Source organism: Mesobacillus campisalis, from assembly GCF_000986785.1.
GTDB lineage: Bacteria > Bacillota > Bacilli > Bacillales > Cytobacillaceae > Mesobacillus_B > Mesobacillus_B campisalis.
Genome location: NZ_LAYY01000011.1, coordinates 68,008 through 82,534, shown reverse-complemented (window position 1 = coordinate 82,534; position 14,527 = coordinate 68,008). Strand labels below are relative to the sequence as shown.

The window sequence follows — 14,527 nt, the reverse complement described above, 5'->3', positions numbered from 1 at the left end:
AATGAACTTCTTTGTGAACAAATGAACATGTATTGTGATATAATGATCAAGGTTTATCGCTTATCATTTTAGAAAGGGGAACATGTATGAAATTAAAATGGGTTTTATTATCAGTAATGATTACAATTTCAGCTGTTCTGACTGGTTGTGAGCCATTAATGGTCCTTGATCCAAAGGGACCGCAAGCTGCTAGGCAGGCCAGTGACATAATGATGTCAATCGGAATTATGTCATTTATTGTCATTGTAGTCTTCTCCCTTTTAGCGTTCATGTTAATTAAATATCGTGCATCGAAGCAAAGCGAAGATTATGAGCCTCCTTATATTGAAGGAAATATTTGGGTGGAAGCCATTTGTGTGGGGATTCCAATTTTGATTGTAGCCTTCCTTTCGGTCGTATCTGTTCGAAGCAACTATATCGTTGAAGCTACACCAGAAGGCTATGAACATAAAGAACCTTTGGTCATTTATGCCTCTTCATCCAATTGGAAGTGGCATTTCAGCTATCCGGAACAAGGAATTGAAACGGTGAACTATCTTTACATTCCGACTGACCGGGCGCTCGAATTTAAATTGTACTCCCATGGACCAATCACCAGCTTTTGGATTCCGCAGCTTGGCGGACAGAAATACGCCATGGCTGACATGGTGACTACGCTCCATTTGGCTGCCGATGAAGCGGGTGAATATATGGGACGCAACGCCAACTTCAGCGGGAAAGGGTTTGCTGAAAACATTTTTGAAGTGACGGCTATGCCGGAACAGGAGTTTGAAGACTGGGTGGAAGAAGTGAAGGATACAGCTTCCCCAATAACAGAAGCAAAGTTTAATGAACTGCTAGAGCCTGGCCACCTTGGCCGAATGACGTTCACAGGTACCCACCTTGAGTTCTCACCTGCTCCCGAACATAATCATGGAGCCGGCAACAGCAGTCAGGACAATGAACACCACGATGAAGAAGAACATTCAGACCACAGCGGTCACTAATTCTTATGATCTGCCAATATGGCACAATAGCAATCTATGATTGAAAGGAGTCACAAAAGGATGGAATTTTTCCAACGATTTGCCATACCACATCCAAGTCCGGCGATTTACGCTTCCATGGTTGCCATTGTTTTAACCATGATTGCCATTGTCGTGGGTGTGACCTATTTTAAAAAATGGGGCTATCTATGGCGTGAATGGCTGACGACTGTCGACCATAAACGAATTGGGATTATGTATTTGATTTCAGCACTGCTGATGTTGTTCCGCGGAGGCGCCGATGCGATCATGATGCGCGCGCAGCTTGCGGCTCCAGAAAATACCCTGCTGGATGCCCAGCATTATAATGAAATTTTCACTACCCATGGCGTCGTCATGATTATCTTTATGGCCATGCCATTCATCATGGCGCTGATGAACTTTGTTGTGCCCCTGCAAATTGGCGCACGCGATGTCGCTTTCCCGCGCCTGAACGCGCTAAGCTTCTGGCTTTTCTTTATGGGTGCGATGCTGTTTAACATTTCATTTGTTGTCGGCGGTTCTCCGGATGCCGGATGGACATCCTACTTCCCACTTGCGGGGAACGAGTTCAGCACTTCCGTCGGAACGAACTATTATATGATTGCGATTCAGATTGCCGGAATCGGTACACTGATTACCGGAATCAACTTCCTGGTAACCATTCTTAAAATGAGAGCCCCTGGCATGACTTTGATGAGGATGCCAATGTTTACTTGGTCGGCTCTGATTACAAACTTGATTATCGTATTTGCGTTTCCTGTCTTGACAATTGCCCTCTTGATGGGAACAATGGACCGCCTGTTCGGAACCCATTTCTTCACTTTGGATAATGGCGGAATGGATATGCTTTGGGCGAACCTGTTCTGGATTTGGGGACATCCAGAAGTTTATATCCTGATCCTGCCTGCATTTGGTGTTTACAGTGAGGTTATCTCAACATTTTCACGCCGTAATCTATATGGCTATACATCCATGGTCGCTTCCATGGTGGTTATTTCCCTGCTCTCCTTTACCGTGTGGGTTCACCACTTCTTTACAATGGGTCAGGGAGCATTGACAAACAGCATATTCTCGATTACAACAATGGCGATTGCCGTGCCGACTGGCGTTAAGATCTTTAACTGGCTGCTTACGATGTGGAGAGGAAAGATTGTCGTAACGACTCCAATGCTGTACTCACTCTTGTTTATCCCGCTGTTTACAATCGGCGGTGTAACAGGTGTCATGCTTGGAATGTCAGCGGCTGACTACCAGTATCATAATACAATGTTCCTGGTTGCCCACTTCCATATGGTAATCATCCCAGGCGTAGTCTTTGCGATGCTTGCCGGTCTTACCTATTGGTGGCCGAAGATGTTCGGCTTCATGCTGAACGAAAAGCTCGGTAAAGCAGCCGCTTGGGTGATTGCGGCAGGTACACTTTTAGCGTTTATGCCAATGTTCTTCACAGGACTCGATGGACAGGCACGACGTATGTACACGTACTCCGAGACCGCTGGATACACTACCGGCAACATGATTTCCTTTGTCGGAGCCGCCATCCTTGCTATCGGTTTTGTGATTATTGTCTACAACATTTATTACAGCTTCCGTTACGCACCAAGAAATATTGGTTCCGATCCATGGGATGCGCGTTCACTTGAATGGGCTACACATAGTCCGGTGCCAGATTACAATTTTGCCGTAACACCTCAGGTTGAATCCAGGGAAGCCTTCTGGGATGCTAAGAAAAAAGGCCATGTTCTCTTCAAGGAAGAATTGAAGAAAATCCACATGCCGAATAGCAGCGGAGTACCGTTCATCATGAGTGCCCTGTTCTTCGTATTTGGATTTGGTTTCATCTTCTCCATCTGGCCGCTTGTCATCATTTCCGGCATAGGCATCTTTGCCTGCATGGCTCATCGATCATTCGAAAAAGATGACGGATTCTATATACCTGTTGAAGAAGTGAAAGAAACAGAAGAAAAACTGGGAGGTGCCAAATAATGAAAGTCGACCAATCTCTCCCTTTGGAGTATGGCACGGAACAAAACCAGATGAATATTTTAGGTTTCTGGATTTTCCTGGGAGCCGAAATCATGCTCTTCGCTACCTTGTTTGCTTCCTATTTCACTTTGGAGCACCGTATCGGCAGCGGGCCTTCCGGGGCAGAAATTTTTGAAATCACGCCAGTCCTGATTGAAACGTTCCTGCTGCTGACCAGCAGCTTCACAATTGGCCTGGCCATCCATGCCATGCGTTTGGGAAGGCAGAAAGCGATGATGGGATTCCTTGCGGTCACTCTTTTGCTTGGCCTAGCCTTCCTGGGAGTTGAAATCTACGAGTTCATTCATTACTATCACGTCGGTGCCACCCTTCAAACGAGTGCCTTTACAGCCATCCTGCTGACAACACTCGGCACTCATGGTGCACACGTGACATTGGGCCTATTCTGGGGATTGTTTATTTTAATCCAGATTAAAAAGCGCGGCCTCACACCGGCTACTGCGAATAAGTCTTTCATTTTCTCGCTTTACTGGCATTTCCTTGATGTTGTCTGGATCTTTATTTTCAGCTTCATCTACCTGAAAGGAATGATGTAATATGAGAGAATTATTTCCAATGAAACAAGTCATGGGATTTGTCTTTTCCCTGCTTCTTACCGTCATTGCACTCGCAGTCTACTTTTTGGATATGTCATTCGCAACCGGAATAACCATCCTTCTGGTTACAGCTTTCATACAGGCGACTGTACAGCTGGTCGTCTTCATGCATGCCGGCGAGACGGAAGATAAAGCTTCCATTTATTCAAATGCCTTCTTTGGCATTCTGCTGGCTGTCATTATAGTTTTAGGTACCCTGCTGACCATGATATGGGATATGGGGTAAAAAAAAAGAGCGCCTGATTGGCGTTCTTTTTTTGTATTTAAATAACGTTCTTGCTCTTCCCTGCTTTTAGCAGCATTTCCTCCGTACCAGCCAGGAACACACCCATGATGAAGATAAAGATAGCCCCCATAACGGTGCCAATGCCGATTCCAGTGGCTACCCCGCCAGAGCTTAAAAAGAAACCGTAAACAAATATCGCAATGCCAATCGTCAAGATAATTCCACCTGCATATTTAACTGCATGAAGCATTCTTTGATAACTCTCCATTTTAAGAACCTCCTTTGTGTATGGTATTCCCGTTACTTCAGATGAATACGCTTACAAATAAACAAAAACTAAACAGCAATGGATCCATCTTATCGCTTCCTTTATATTCATTTTACCAGAAATTATAAAAAAATGTCACAAAATGTTCACAATAAATTCATATTTTTTTCACAATTAGGAAAAGGTCTGTCCTTTCCCTAAAAGTCTGTTGACATTCAACGTTTTAATGTAGTAAAGTTAGATGAAAATTATAAATCTACAGATTTCTTATCAAGAGAGGTCGAGGGTATGGCCCGATGACGCCTCAGCAACCATCAATGTCCGCATTGAAAAGGTGCTAAGTCCAGCAAGTTGTCCAACTTGGCAGATAAGAAGAAGATAATGGAACGGTCATAAAGTCTTCTTCTTAGGAAGACTTTTTTTATTGCCTTTTAAACAGAAAATTAGACGGATCAGGGAGTGTTGAAAAAATGGTGAACATCAATACAAAACTTGCGCAAATTGGGAATCGCAGTGAGACGGCTACAGGAACCGTCAACCCTCCCATTTATCTATCAACGGCATATCGGCACGAAGGAATCGGACAGTCCAGCGGCTATGATTATGTTAGGACCGGGAATCCAACCAGGGAAATTCTCGAAAAAGCGATCGCAGACCTGGAAGAAGGTGACCGCGGGTTTGCCTGTAGTTCCGGCATGAGCGCCATCCTAACGGTGCTGTCTCTTTTTCAATCTGGAGATGAATGGCTAGTTTCTAAGGATTTATACGGCGGTACATACAGATTGCTGGAACAGGGCTTCAAGAAATGGGGATTGGATTGCCAGTATATCGACATGGCCAATCTGGATGAATTATCCTCTTCTATTACGGAGAATACAAAAGCGATTTTTGTTGAGACACCAACAAATCCATTAATGGAAACAGCTGATATAGAAGCGATTGTAAAAATCGCTAAAGCAAAGGGAATTTTAGTGATTGTTGATAACACCTTCTATACCCCTCTGCTGCAAAAGCCGCTTACCATGGGGGCCGATATTGTCATCCACAGCGCCACAAAATATCTCGGCGGTCATAATGATGTCTTGGCAGGTTTAATTGTTGCCAAAGGAAAAGAGCTTTGTGACTCCCTGTTTTTGTACCATAATGGTGCTGGCGCGGTTCTCAGTCCTTTCGATTCCTGGCTCCTGGTCCGGGGAATGAAGACCCTGTCCCTTCGAATGGAAAGGCACGAGCGGAACGCATCTGCACTGGTAGAATTTCTTAAGGAACATGAAGCAGTAACGGATGTCCTTTATCCAGGGAGAGGGGGAATGGTTTCATTCCGCATCCGCCACGAGTCGATGGTCAATCCTTTTTTACAGAATCTGAACCTGATTACATTTGCAGAAAGCCTGGGCGGCGTGGAAAGCTTCATTACATACCCAGCCACCCAGACTCATGCCGACATCCCAAAGGAAGTCCGTGAGGCAGTCGGCGTTTGTGACCGCCTCCTCCGTTTCTCGGTTGGGATTGAAGAAGCGGAAGATTTAATCGCCGACTTGAACATAGCCTTTGCCAAAGCCAGTCAGGAGGTATTGTAATGAGTAATGACAATTTTTCTTTTGAAACAAAGCTTCTTCACAATAAATATAAAGTGGATGCTGCGACTGGAGCGGTAAGCGTGCCTCTGCAGCATGCGTCAACCTTCCACCAGCCTTCTGTTGACAGCTTTGGGAAATTTGACTACAGCCGCAGCCTGAACCCGACAAGGGAAGCACTGGAGGAAATCATCGCCGAAATGGAAGGCGGCACAAGGGGATTCGCGTTCGCGTCAGGAATGGCGGCGATCTCGACCGCGTTTCTTCTTCTCTCCCAGGGAGACCATGTCATTGTCACTGAGGACGTCTATGGCGGTACATTCCGAATGGTTACCCAGGTATTGAACAGGTTCGGGATTGAGCATACCTTCGTAGATATGACTGACCTGGCTGCCGTAAAAGCAGCAGTGCAGCCCAACACCAAGGTGATTTATGCCGAGACGCCTTCGAATCCGCTTATGAAGGTGACCGATATTAAAGGTGTAAGTGAAATCGCCAAGGAAATCGGTGCGCTCACGTTTGTTGATAACACGTTTATGACACCGTACCTTCAAAGGCCGCTCGATCTTGGCGCAGACATAGTGCTTCACAGCGCAACCAAGTTCCTCGGCGGCCACAGCGATACTCTTTCCGGCCTGGCTGTCACAAAGGATGAGGAGCTTGGGGCAAGGCTTTATGCCCTGCAAAACTCTTTTGGTGCGGTCCTCGGTGTCCAGGATGCCTGGCTTGTAATGAGAGGAATCAAAACCCTGTCTGTCAGGATGCAGCAATCACAGCAAAGTGCCTGCCAAATTGCGGCTTTCCTCAAGGACCACCCGCTCGTGGCCAAGGTGCATTTCCCTGGCCTGGTAAATCACCCGCAATACGAGATTCATTGCAAGCAAGCATTGGGTCCTGGTGCTGTTTTATCCTTTGAACTGGAGAATGAGACTCTGTTCAAGGAATTTGTGCAAAATCTGAAATTGCCGGTCTTTGGTGTCAGTCTCGGCGGAGTGGAATCCATCCTATCGTACCCTGCGAAAATGTCGCACGCGGCCATGCCGGATAACGAGCGGCAAAAAAGGGGGATCAGCAATACCTTGCTGCGCCTGTCAGTCGGTCTTGAGTCACCTGAGGATATCATATCGGACTTCTCACAGGCACTCGAAGCGGGTTTGGTTTACTTAACAAAGGAGAGATGAGAAGATGAGCTTCCTAAGCAAATTACAGAATGGACTATTAATTGGGGATGGCGCCATGGGCACCCTCCTCCACTCCTTTGGAACCGACACTTGTTTCGAGGAACTGAACCTTTCGCACGGAGAGGATATTAGCAGGATTCACTCCGCCTATATCGAAGCCGGAGCAGATCTGATTCAAACCAATACCTATGCCGCAAATTACCTGAAGCTCCAAAGATACGGCCTGGAAGAACAGGTTAAAGAGATCAACAGCGCAGGTGTGAAGCTTGCCCGCCAGGCTGCAGGAAGTGAAGCCTATGTTTTGGGAACCATTGGCGGCAGCAGAGGTCTGCGGCCCAGCATGCTTCCAATGGAAGAGATTAAGAGAAGCTTCAGAGAGCAATTATATTGCCTGCTCCTGGAAGGTGTTGATGGCATTCTCCTGGAAACCTATTATGATCTTGATGAATTGGAAACAGCTTTGGCGATTGCACGCAAGGAAACGAACTTGCCGATCATTGCCCAGCTGACGCTTCCTGAGCTTGGAATGACCCAGAACAGGGTGCCGGTTAATGAGGCTTTCCATCAGCTTGAGGAGCTTGGTGCCGATCTTGTTGGACTTAATTGCCGCCTTGGTCCCCACCATATGATCAAATCGCTCGAAGCTGCGGAAATCCCAAAAAAAGCTTATTTATCAGCCTACCCGAATGCCGGTCTCCCATCCTACACCGATGGCAGGTTCCAATTCGAAACCAACGCTGACTACTTCAGGCAGTGCGCCAGAGATTTCCGGGAACAAGGAGTCAGGCTTCTCGGCGGCTGCTGCGGAACAACTCCCGAGCATATCAAGGCTTTTGCCACAGAGCTAAAGGGATTGTCTCCTGTAAGCGAAAAAACAGTGGTCAGGAAAACAGAAAAAATACTAGTCGAACCTTCATCCCTAAAACGCTCGGAGCTTCCGCTTCAGGAAATTGTCAAGAAGCGTCCTTCGGTTATTGTTGAACTCGACCCTCCACGCAAGCTCGATACAACGCGGTTTTTTGACGGAGCTAAGGCTCTTAAAGCGGCCGGCATCGATGCGGTGACACTGGCTGACAACTCTCTTGCTTCTCCGAGGATATCCAACTCAGCCTTGGGCCATATGGTAAAGGAACATATTGGCTTGCGCCCGCTCGTCCACCTTACCTGCAGGGACCGAAACATCATCGGCCTTCAGTCACATCTGATGGGTCTGCACACACTTGGGCTGCACGACATCCTGGCAATCACCGGTGACCCTGCCAAGGTTGGCGATTTTCCGGGAGCTTCTTCCGTTTTTGATGTTTCATCTTTCGAATTGATTGAAATGATTAAGCAGTTCAATCAGGGCCTTTCTCCTTCAGGGAAGGATTTGGGCCAAAAAGGTGCATTTTCGATTGCGGCCGCATTCAATCCGAATGTCCGGTCACTCGAAAAAGCTGTGGCTCGAATGGAAAAGAAAATTAAATGCGGAGCAGATTACTTCATTACCCAGCCGGTGTATTCCGAAAAGCTGCTGCTTGAAGTTTATGAACAAACAAAGCATCTTGATGCCCCGGTATATATTGGCCTGATGCCTTTAACCGGAAGCCGGAATGCCGAGTTCCTTCATAATGAAGTGCCCGGCATTAAAATCTCACAGGACATACTCGATAGCCTGGCCGCGATCAAGCATGATCCGGTCCAGTCGAAACGAGAAGGCATTGCGATAACAAAGTCACTGATTGAAGCAGCTGCCGAACTGTTTAATGGCATCTACCTTATTACCCCTTTCATGAATTACGAAATGACGGTTGAGCTAGCTCATTTCGCCCATGAATACAGCGAAGGTCTTTCAAGGAGGAAACTACATGCAAAAAGCTTCATTAACTGAACAGCTTAAGAAAAAAATCCTCATTATGGATGGAGCAATGGGAACGATGCTTCAGCAGGCGGATTTAACGGCTGCCGATTTTGGAGGCGAAGAATATGAGGGCTGCAACGAGAATCTCAACCTCACCTCCCCTGGCGTCATCGAAAAGATTCATCTTGCCTATTACGAAGCTGGTGCCGACATTGTTGAAACCAATACTTTTGGTGCCACTTCCTTGGTGCTCGATGATTATGACCTTGGACATAAAGCCTACGAAATCAACAAAGTCGCCGCTGAAATCGCCCTGAAGGCTGCCAGCCAGTTTTCAACACCTGATTGGCCTCGCTATGTAGCCGGTTCAATGGGCCCTACCACCAAAACGCTTAGCGTTACGGGCGGTGCGACTTTCGATCAATTGGCCGCTGCCTATGAAGAACAAGCGTGCGGCTTGCTGGATGGCGGGGTTGACCTCTTGCTACTTGAAACAAGCCAGGATTTATTGAATGTAAAAGCGGCATATACCGGAATTCAGAAGGCGTTCAAGCAAAAAGGGATTGAAGTTCCGCTCATGATCTCGGCAACCATAGAGCCGATGGGAACCACCCTTGCAGGACAAACGATTGAGGCTTTTTACATTTCTGTAGAACATATGAACCCAATTGCGATTGGATTAAACTGTGCGACTGGCCCGGAGTTCATGCAGGATCATTTGCGTTCCCTCGCCAATCTTTCTGTTTCAGCAGTCAGCTGCTACCCTAATGCCGGATTGCCGGATGAAGAAGGTCTCTATCATGAGACTCCTGAAACGCTGGCACAAAAACTGGAAGGCTTTGCACAGGAAGGCTGGCTGAATATCGTCGGCGGCTGCTGCGGAACCACTCCGGAGCATATCCAGGCCATTGCACAGGCAATGCAACCTTATGCGCCACGTGACAAAGAACCAAGTACGCCTCATATGGTTTCAGGCATTGAACCGTTCATCTACGATGATCCAACTCTCCGGCCGATCATGGTAGGAGAGCGGACAAATGTGATTGGCTCCCGTAAATTCAAGCGCCTGATTACCGAGGGCAAGATAGAAGAGGCAGCTGAAATCGCCAGGGCACAGGTGAAAAACGGCGCCCATGTCATCGACATCTGCCTAGCCAACCCGGACAGAGACGAACTTGCTGATATGGAACAGTTTATCCAGGAGGCTGTAAAAAAGGTAAAAGTCCCGTTAGTTATTGACTCCACAGATGTAAAAGTTATCGAGAAGGCACTAAAATATTCCCAGGGCAAGGCGATTATCAATTCAATCAACCTCGAGGACGGCGAAGAACGCTTCAAGGAAATTGCCCCACTGGTCCACCAATATGGCGCTGCCGTAGTCGTTGGGACGATTGATGAAAAAGGAATGGGCGTCACCGCAGAAAGAAAGCTGGAAATTGCGAGGCGCTCCTATGGGCTTCTGGTTGAAAAATACAAAATCAACCCACAGGACCTTATTTTCGATCCATTGGTATTTCCAGTCGGAACCGGTGATGAGCAGTACATCGGCTCTGCCAAAGCAACCGTCGACGGAATCAGGATGATCAAGGAAGAATTCCCGTTGACACAAAGCATTCTTGGAATTAGCAATGTGTCTTTCGGTCTCCCTCCTGTCGGCCGGGAAGTCCTTAACTCTGTTTTCCTTTATCATTGCACGCAGGCCGGTCTCGACTATGCGATTGTAAACACAGAAAAGCTTGAGCGCTTTGCTTCTATATCAAGCGAGGAAGTCGCTATGGCTGAAGAGCTGCTGTTTAATACCACCGATGAAACACTTGCCAAATTCACCGAGTTCTACCGCGGCAAGAAAAAAGAGGATAAAAACGCAAAACTTGATATGACCCTTGATGAGCGCCTCGCTTATTATGTGGTTGAAGGCACTAAGGAGGGGCTCCTTCCTGACCTTGAAGAAGCATTGGAAGTCTATAGCGCGCCGCTTGATATTATCAACGGGCCATTAATGGATGGAATGAAGGAAGTTGGCCGCCTGTTCAACGAAAACCAGCTTATTGTAGCCGAAGTGCTGCAAAGCGCAGAAGTGATGAAAGCAGCAGTTGCTTTTCTGGAGCCGCATATGGAAGCGAACGACAGCACGGCAGCTAAAGGAAAAGTCATTCTCGCAACCGTAAAAGGCGATGTCCATGATATAGGAAAGAACCTGGTGGATATCATCCTAAGCAATAATGGCTATAAAGTCATCGACCTTGGAATTAAAGTAGCAGCTAATACCCTAATTGAAACGATTAAAAAGGAAAAGCCCGATATAGTCGGCTTGTCGGGACTGCTTGTGAAATCAGCTCAGCAAATGGTGCTGACGGCCCATGACATGAAGCAGGCTGGCATTGATATTCCGATTCTGGTCGGAGGCGCAGCTCTGACAAGAAAGTTTACCGACACCAAAATTGCAGCTGAATATGACGGTCTTGTCTGCTATGCAAAAGATGCAATGAACGGATTATCACTGGCCAATCAACTGCAGGACCCTGGAGAGATTGAGAAGCTGATTTTGGAAAAAAGAGAAAAATTGGCGTCAATTCCTGAGCCTTCCGCAGCCATGGCCGGCCCTCAAACAGCCACAGCTGTCCTGACACGCCCAAAAGCTGTCCAGGCGGCCCCTGTATTTATACCGCAGGATACAAAAAGGCATTTATTAACGTCCTATTCCCTTGACCATATTGAACCCTATATCAATATGCAAATGCTGATCGGCCACCATCTGGGCGTAAAGGGGAAAATAGAAAAGCTCCTAGCCGAGGGGGATGAGAAAGCCTTAAAGGTTTATGAAGTAGTCCAGGCGCTAATCGCTGAAGCAAAATCCAGCGGTTGGATTGCTCCTAAAGCTGTGTACCAATTCTTCCCTGCACAATCCGACGGGGACAAAATTCATATTTACGATCCGCAAGAAGCAGGAAAAATCATGGAAACCTTTGATTTCCCGCGCCAGGAGAGTGCACCTGGTCTTTGTCTTTCCGATTTCTTGCGGCCTGTGGGAGATAAAGAAATGGATTACGTCGGATTCTTTGCCGTTACAGCCGGAAGAGGAATCCGCCAGGCTGCTGAAAAGTTGAAGGAAGAAGGCCGCTTCCTGGAAAACCACGCGCTGCAGTCATTGGCACTGGAAACAGCAGAAGGCTTCGCCGAACTGATCCACCGCCAAATGCGCGACCGCTGGGGATTCCCGGATCCGCCAAGCATGACGATGAAGGACCGCTTTACTGCCAAGTACCCTGGCCAGAGGTTTTCCTTCGGGTATCCGGCCTGCCCGGACCTTGAGGACCAGAAAAAGCTGTTTAAGCTGATCCAGCCTGAAGACATCGGCATCCAGCTCACCGATGGCTGCATGATGGATCCGGAGGCATCGGTGTCTGCCATCGTTTTCTCCCATCCGGAAGCAAGATATTTTAACGTCTTAAGGTAGTCATTAATTTATCAAGTAAAAAAAACAGCCGGTCACACTGTGGTGATCGGCTGTTTGTATTTTAGATTAACATTCCCGCAACTGCCGCACTCAACAAGGATGCCAGCATCCCCGCAGCAACCGCGCGCACTCCCAGGCGGGCAATATCCCCGCGGCGCTCAGGTGCCATGTTCCCCAGGCCACCAAGCAGGATGCCAAGAGAAGAAATATTGGCAAAACCGCATAGTGCAAAACTGACAACTGCCACAGTCTTAGCGGACAATTCAGGAATATCAGGTGCAAAAGAAGCATAAGCTACAAATTCGTTCAGAACCAGTTTTTGACCAATGTAACCACCAGCCCTAACCGCTTCTTCCCAAGGTACACCTACGGCAAATGCCAATGGGGCAAAGACAAAGCCTAAAATCTTTTCGAGCGTGATTCCCTCAAGGCCGAAGAGGCCAGCAACACCACCCAGGATGCCGTTGACTAGAGCAATCAAAGCGATAAACGCCAATAACATTGCTCCGATATTCAAGGCAAGTGAAAGTCCTACAGAAGCACCGTTTGCGGCAGCATCAATAACATTGGTGCCTCCCCTGTCGTCTTCCACCTCAACAGCCCCGGCCTCAACTGGCTTTTCGGTTTCCGGAACCATAATTTTAGCAAGGATCAGACCTGCCGGTGCAGCCATGAAGCTTGCTGCCAGCAAATATTCAAGTGGAACCCCAAGCAAGGAGTAGCCAACTAAAACAGAACCGGCAACAGAGGCAAGACCTCCGACCATTACGGCAAACAGTTCCGACTGCGTCAAAGTTTTAATGTAAGGCCTGATGACTAGCGGTGCTTCCGTTTGGCCGACGAAAATATTGGCCGCTGCGGATAAGGATTCGGCATTGCTTGTTCCTAATAGCTTGGCTAGGCCTCCGCCCAAAATCCGGATAATCCATTGCATGATACCTAAATAGTACAATATCGAAATCAGGGACGAGAAGAAAATGACGACCGTCAGTACTTGGAAGGCAAAAATAAACCCGATATTTTCTGCCTGGAATAACCCCCCAAAAAGGAAATTAACCCCTTCGTTCTGATAGTCAACTATCTTCTGTACTCCCGCTGACACGGATTTCAGCAGTTCGCGTCCTGTTTCCCATTTCAAAACAATAAATGCAAAAACGAACTGGATTGCCAGTCCTCCCAGGATCGTTCTCGGCTTAATCGCCTTGCGATTGGAAGAAAATAAAAAGGCAATGGCAAACACCGTCAAAATACCAAGTAAACCCCATAAATAATTCACTTTTTTCACCTCTGTAATATCTTGTAGAATGTTGACCAGAAATATACTTTTCCCGGCTGAACTTTTTTTGTTTCAGCCTTTGGTAAAGCCCTAATTCTTATCGCTCTTTTCCAGCTTGTCCAACAGGAATCTTGCCGTAAATTGGTCGGTAACCAGACAATTGGCATACTTGCCCATCAAGGCTCCATAGATTCCATTGATTTTATTTGCTCCTCCGGCTACAAGGATGCTCTGCTCTTTTGCCTTTAAATCGTCAAGACCGATGCCCAAAGTTCTTTCGTTTAGGTCATGATTGCAAATCTCGCCGTCCGAGTCAAAGAAACGGGAGCAAATGTCTCCTGCTGAATTTCGTGAAAGAGACTTGATATCGGCTTCCGTAAAATAACCAAGCTGAAATAAAAGCGAATCCGCTTTCACTTGACCGATTGTAAAAACAGCAATATTCGCCTTTTTTCCCAAATCAAGAATGCTGCGGATATGGCGATCGGCTTCCATCGCCCTTTTGACCACTTCATGGTCTACAATCGCTGGAAGCGGAAGATGGTGCGGAGTGCAGTTAAAGGCTTTTCCAAACAAGTAAAGAATTTCAGAGGCATAGGTGTTTGTTTCCGAGTGGCTCACACCACCCTTTAACTGTACCACCTTTACATCCCTGACAAACTTTTGTTTCAGCTCTATTGCTAGATGATAGAGCGTGGTTCCCCAGGTTACGCCGATAATATCTCCATCTTTAACAATCTCATTTAAGTAGGCCGCCCCGGCGCCTCCCAAATAATTTTTAATGAGATTATCCTCATATTGGGGAATGGAAACGACGATTGCCTTTTTTAGCTGAAATTTTTCTTCGAGCTCTTGAGACAATTTTTCAACCTGTTCGGTGGGGTCATTAATTTTTATTTGAACAATGCCCTCGCTTTTTGCCTGCTGAAGGAGCCTGGACACCGTAGGCCTGGACACGCCAAGCTTTTTGGCTATGTCGCTTTGGTTAAAATCCAGCAAATAATAAAGTTTGGCTGCTTCAATGACCTTCTCAAGCTTTTGATCTTTTTCCAA

At 47.0% G+C, this 14,527-nt stretch carries 11 protein-coding genes and 1 riboswitch; of the genes, 8 read left to right on the top strand and 3 right to left on the bottom strand.

What is annotated here, in order from left to right:
• Positions 1-86: 86 nt before the first annotated feature.
• Genes qoxA through qoxD form a run of 4 tightly spaced genes read left to right on the top strand, consistent with a single transcriptional unit; the run spans position 87 to position 3,875 of the window.
• On the top strand, positions 87-986 hold the full coding sequence (qoxA, locus tag WQ57_RS11770) for a cytochrome aa3 quinol oxidase subunit II (RefSeq protein WP_046523970.1): 900 nt from the start codon (positions 87-89) through the stop codon (positions 984-986).
• Positions 987-1,046: 60 nt separating this feature from the next.
• Positions 1,047-2,993, top strand: coding sequence for a cytochrome aa3 quinol oxidase subunit I (gene qoxB, locus WQ57_RS11765; RefSeq protein ID WP_046523969.1), 1,947 nt, complete (start codon positions 1,047-1,049; stop codon positions 2,991-2,993).
• Positions 2,993-3,589, top strand: coding sequence for a cytochrome aa3 quinol oxidase subunit III (qoxC, locus tag WQ57_RS11760; protein WP_046523968.1), 597 nt, complete (start codon positions 2,993-2,995; stop codon positions 3,587-3,589). The genes qoxB and qoxC overlap by 1 nt, the downstream gene beginning before the upstream one ends.
• Position 3,590: 1 nt before the next feature.
• A complete protein-coding gene (qoxD, locus tag WQ57_RS11755) occupies positions 3,591-3,875 on the top strand; it encodes a cytochrome aa3 quinol oxidase subunit IV (protein WP_046523967.1) in 285 nt (94 codons plus the stop codon).
• Positions 3,876-3,912: 37 nt separating this feature from the next.
• On the opposite strand, the gene WQ57_RS11750 is transcribed toward qoxD, so the two are convergent.
• Entirely contained in the window at positions 3,913-4,143 is a 231-nt protein-coding gene (locus tag WQ57_RS11750) for a hypothetical protein (protein WP_046523966.1), read from the bottom strand.
• A 264-nt stretch (positions 4,144-4,407) separates the two neighbouring features.
• A riboswitch (SAM riboswitch) is annotated at positions 4,408-4,517 on the top strand.
• A gap of 96 nt (positions 4,518-4,613) precedes the next feature.
• Between WQ57_RS11750 and WQ57_RS11745 the strand changes: the two genes are divergently transcribed.
• Genes WQ57_RS11745 through metH form a run of 4 tightly spaced genes read left to right on the top strand, consistent with a single transcriptional unit; the run spans position 4,614 to position 12,198 of the window.
• On the top strand, positions 4,614-5,723 hold the full coding sequence (locus WQ57_RS11745; RefSeq protein ID WP_046523965.1) for a methionine biosynthesis PLP-dependent protein: 1,110 nt from the start codon (positions 4,614-4,616) through the stop codon (positions 5,721-5,723).
• Positions 5,723-6,901 (top strand): cystathionine beta-lyase, encoded by a 1,179-nt coding sequence (gene metC, locus WQ57_RS11740; RefSeq protein WP_046523964.1) that lies wholly within the window; start codon positions 5,723-5,725, stop codon positions 6,899-6,901. Before WQ57_RS11745 ends, metC begins: the two co-directional genes overlap by 1 nt.
• A gap of 4 nt (positions 6,902-6,905) precedes the next feature.
• Entirely contained in the window at positions 6,906-8,771 is a 1,866-nt protein-coding gene (locus WQ57_RS11735) for a bifunctional homocysteine S-methyltransferase/methylenetetrahydrofolate reductase (protein ID WP_046523963.1), read from the top strand.
• A complete protein-coding gene (metH, locus tag WQ57_RS11730; RefSeq protein WP_046523962.1) occupies positions 8,749-12,198 on the top strand; it encodes a methionine synthase in 3,450 nt (1,149 codons plus the stop codon). Before WQ57_RS11735 ends, metH begins: the two co-directional genes overlap by 23 nt.
• Positions 12,199-12,259: 61 nt before the next feature.
• Here metH and WQ57_RS11725 read toward each other — a convergent pair whose 3' ends face one another.
• The gene (locus WQ57_RS11725) at positions 12,260-13,474 is read right to left on the bottom strand and encodes a NupC/NupG family nucleoside CNT transporter (RefSeq protein ID WP_046523961.1); all 1,215 of its coding nucleotides are present in this window, start codon (positions 13,472-13,474) and stop codon (positions 12,260-12,262) included.
• 90 nt (positions 13,475-13,564) lie between these two features.
• Entirely contained in the window at positions 13,565-14,527 is a 963-nt protein-coding gene (locus WQ57_RS11720; RefSeq protein ID WP_046523960.1) for a sugar-binding transcriptional regulator, read from the bottom strand.

What these genes read in the sequence shown, in the direction of transcription:
- qoxA (WP_046523970.1), top strand. Translation starts at nt 87, where the DNA reads ATGAAATTAAAATGGGTTTTATTATCAGTAATGATTACAATTTCAGCT.
- qoxB (WP_046523969.1), top strand. Translation starts at nt 1,047, where the DNA reads ATGGAATTTTTCCAACGATTTGCCATACCACATCCAAGTCCGGCGATT.
- qoxC (WP_046523968.1), top strand. Translation starts at nt 2,993, where the DNA reads ATGAAAGTCGACCAATCTCTCCCTTTGGAGTATGGCACGGAACAAAAC.
- qoxD (WP_046523967.1), top strand. Translation starts at nt 3,591, where the DNA reads ATGAGAGAATTATTTCCAATGAAACAAGTCATGGGATTTGTCTTTTCC.
- WQ57_RS11750 (WP_046523966.1), bottom strand. Translation starts at nt 4,143, where the DNA reads ATGGAGAGTTATCAAAGAATGCTTCATGCAGTTAAATATGCAGGTGGA.
- WQ57_RS11745 (WP_046523965.1), top strand. Translation starts at nt 4,614, where the DNA reads ATGGTGAACATCAATACAAAACTTGCGCAAATTGGGAATCGCAGTGAG.
- metC (WP_046523964.1), top strand. Translation starts at nt 5,723, where the DNA reads ATGAGTAATGACAATTTTTCTTTTGAAACAAAGCTTCTTCACAATAAA.
- WQ57_RS11735 (WP_046523963.1), top strand. Translation starts at nt 6,906, where the DNA reads ATGAGCTTCCTAAGCAAATTACAGAATGGACTATTAATTGGGGATGGC.
- metH (WP_046523962.1), top strand. Translation starts at nt 8,749, where the DNA reads ATGCAAAAAGCTTCATTAACTGAACAGCTTAAGAAAAAAATCCTCATT.